The sequence below is a fragment of the Gammaproteobacteria bacterium genome, from assembly GCA_011375345.1.
GTDB lineage: Bacteria > Pseudomonadota > Gammaproteobacteria > DRLM01 > DRLM01 > DRLM01.
The window spans coordinates 1-3004 of record DRLM01000106.1 but is presented as its reverse complement, the minus strand read 5'-3'; the positions used below and the strand labels follow the sequence as shown (position 1 = coordinate 3004).

At 63.6% G+C, this 3004-nt stretch carries 3 protein-coding genes; all 3 read left to right on the top strand.

Annotated features, from left to right (window positions below):
- Window positions 1–922: alpha/beta hydrolase (locus tag ENJ19_07845; protein ID HHM05639.1), on the top strand; the 922-nt coding region annotated here is incomplete at its 5' end.
- Window positions 923–960: 38 nt separating this feature from the next.
- Complete coding sequence (locus tag ENJ19_07840) at window positions 961–1344, top strand: ClpXP protease specificity-enhancing factor (protein HHM05638.1); 384 nt, start codon at window positions 961–963, stop codon at window positions 1342–1344.
- Between the two features lie 32 nt (window positions 1345–1376).
- Window positions 1377–3004: phosphoenolpyruvate synthase (locus ENJ19_07835; protein ID HHM05637.1), on the top strand; the 1628-nt coding region annotated here is incomplete at its 3' end.

Genomic DNA, 3004 nt, shown 5'->3' with positions numbered 1-3004 from the left:
GTCGGGCCGCCGCATTGATTTCGACTTGAAGAACACCCTGGCGGCCCAAGCGGTTTATTTCTGTGAACGCCGGGGGGAGGGTGATTACCTTGAGTTGGGAAGCGTGAATTTCATGTCGCGCCTCAAGGAGGCCGCCGCCGAACAAATCCTTATCTACCTGCACGGGTTTTCCAATCTGCCGGAAAAGCATATTTTCCCCGATGTGCAGAGGCTGCAGGCCTTGTTTGATTACGCCCAGCCCGGCCTGGTGGAAGTGGTGCCCCTGATCTGGCCCTGCGACGATGATTTCGGCATCATCAAGGACTACTGGGATGATCAAAAAGCCGCCGATGCCAGCGCTTACGCCTTTTCCCGGGTGATGGAGAAGTTCTTGGGCTGGCGCGGCCGTCCCGAAAACGAAATGGCGCCCTGCCTCAAGCGGATCAACATCCTGGCCCACTCCATGGGCAACCGGGTGTTGCGGGAGACCCTCAACGTTTGGGGCCGTTACGACCGTGGTGGCGTGGTGCCGCTGTTGTTCCGCAATGTTTTCATGGTGGCCGCGGACATCGTCAATGAATCCCTGCAGCGCGGCGGTCATGGCGCCTACATCACCATGAGCGCCCGCAACGTGGCGGTCTACTACGCTTCCGATGACCTGGCTTTGCGCGCCAGCAAGGTGAGCAATCTGAAAAACAAGGTGGCGTCCCGCCGTCTGGGTCATACCGGCCCTGAAGACATGCGGACAGTGCCCCGCAACGTCTATGCTATCGACTGCGATGAGGTCAACACCAAATACGATTCCCTGGTGGGCCATACTTACTTTTACACCGATGAATCGGGCCGCGCGCCCGGGGTGGTGTTCCAGCATATCTTTGATGCCGTGCGGAGCGGCCGGGTTAATGTTGACGATCCTGACCGGCGCACCCATATCCTGCGCTGACAGCAGGGCGCCGTGGAAAAGGTGCTAACGTGTCGAGAATGACTTCCAGCCGTCCCTATCTTATCCGCGCCCTGTACGAATGGATTACGGACAACGGTCTGACGCCTTACATCCTGGTGGACGCGGGGGTGGAGGCGGTGGTGGTGCCCCGCCAGTTCGTGCGCGACGGGCAGATTGTGCTCAACATCAGCCCCAGCGCCGTGCAGGCTCTGGAACTCACCAATGAGCACGTGGCCTTCAACGCGCGTTTCAGTGGCCAGGCCATGGCCGTGCATGTGCCCGCCGCGGCGGTGCTCGCCATCTACGCCCGGGAAAACGGTGAGGGCATGATGTTTCGCGGCGAAGGCGATGCGGGTCCGCCGGAGCCGCCCGGCGACCAGCCGCCCAAATCGGGCAGGCCCAGGCTCAAAGTGGTGCAATAAGCCGGCTGCCCCCGGCGGGGAAGGAGAGTCAGATGGCGGGAACAGACGGCTACATCCGCTGGTTTGAAACACTCACCCTCCAGGATGTGGCCCTGGTCGGTGGCAAAAACGCGTCCCTGGGTGAAATGTACCGGGCGCTGCGCGGCCAGGGTGTGCCCGTGCCCAACGGTTTCGCCATTACCGCCGAGGCGTACTGGTATGTTTTGAAACAGGCCGGGGCCTTGCCTGCGCTGCGCGAGACACTGGACGGCCTGCGGCCCGATGACATCAGCGATCTGGCCCGGCGCGCGGCCCGGGCGCGGGACATGGTCTACCGCGCCGGCATTCCCGACGATCTGGCCGCGGAAATTCAAGCCGCGTACGAGACGCTTCAGGCCGAGTACGGCGAGGAGGTCAGTCTTGCCGTGCGCTCCTCCGCCACCGCCGAAGATCTGCCCACCGCCAGTTTCGCCGGACAGCAGGAAACCTATCTCAACATCCAGGGTGCCAATGCCCTGCTGGTGGCGGTGCGTTGCTGTCTGGCCTCCTTGTTCACCGACCGCGCCATCCACTACCGCATGGAACGGGGCTTTGACCATTTCAAAGTCGCCCTGTCCGTGGGGGTGATGAAAATGGTGCGCTCCGACCTCAGTGCCTCCGGCGTGATGTTTTCCCTGGACACCGAGACCGGCTTCCCCGACGTGGTGTTCATCACCGCTTCCTGGGGGCTGGGGGAAAACGTGGTTCAGGGGGCGGTGGATCCGGACGAGTTTTACGTGCACAAGCCCACCTACGAGCGTGGCTACCGGGCCGTACTGCGGCGCAAGCTGGGGGCCAAGAAAATCAAAATGGTCTACGGCAGCGGCAGCGGCATGGAAACCACCCGCAACCTGCCCACGTCCCGCGCCGAGCGTGAGCGCTATTGCCTCGGCGACGACGACGTGCTCAAACTGGCCGGCTACGCCATCAAAGTGGAGCAGCACTACGGCCGGCCCATGGACATGGAATGGGCCAGGGACGGCCTGGACGGCGAGATCTACCTGATACAGGCCCGGCCGGAAACCGTGGCCTCCCAGCGCCGCCACAATGAACTGGAAGAATACCTCCTCAGCGGCCCGGGCAAAGTGCTGGTGCGGGGCCGCGCGGTGGGAACGAAAATCGCCGCCGGCCGCGTGCGCCGCATCGCCGATGTCAGCGAACTGCCCCGTTTCCAGGCCGGCGAGGTGTTGGTGGCGGACATCACCACGCCGGACTGGGAACCGGTGATGAAACAGGCTGCCGCCATCGTCACCAACCGGGGCGGCCGCACCTGCCACGCCGCCATCGTTGCCCGCGAGCTGGGTATTCCTGCCGTGGTGGGCGCCGCCGAGGCCACCGAATTGTTGAGCGACGGCCTGGAAGTCACCGTCTCCTGCGCCGAAGGGGACGAAGGGCGGGTCTACGAGGGCCGCGTGCCCTTCGAGGTGCGCCGCACCGATCTCACCAGGCTGGCGCGTCCGGCCACGGAAATCATGGTCAACCTGGGCAATCCGGAGCTGGCTTTTCAAACCGCCCTGCTCCCCTGTGACGGCGTGGGTCTGGCGCGGATGGAATTCATCATCAACCAGCACATCAAAGCCCACCCCATGGCCCTGCTCTATCCCGACAAGGTGCGTGACCCGGCCCAGCGTGACGCCCTGGC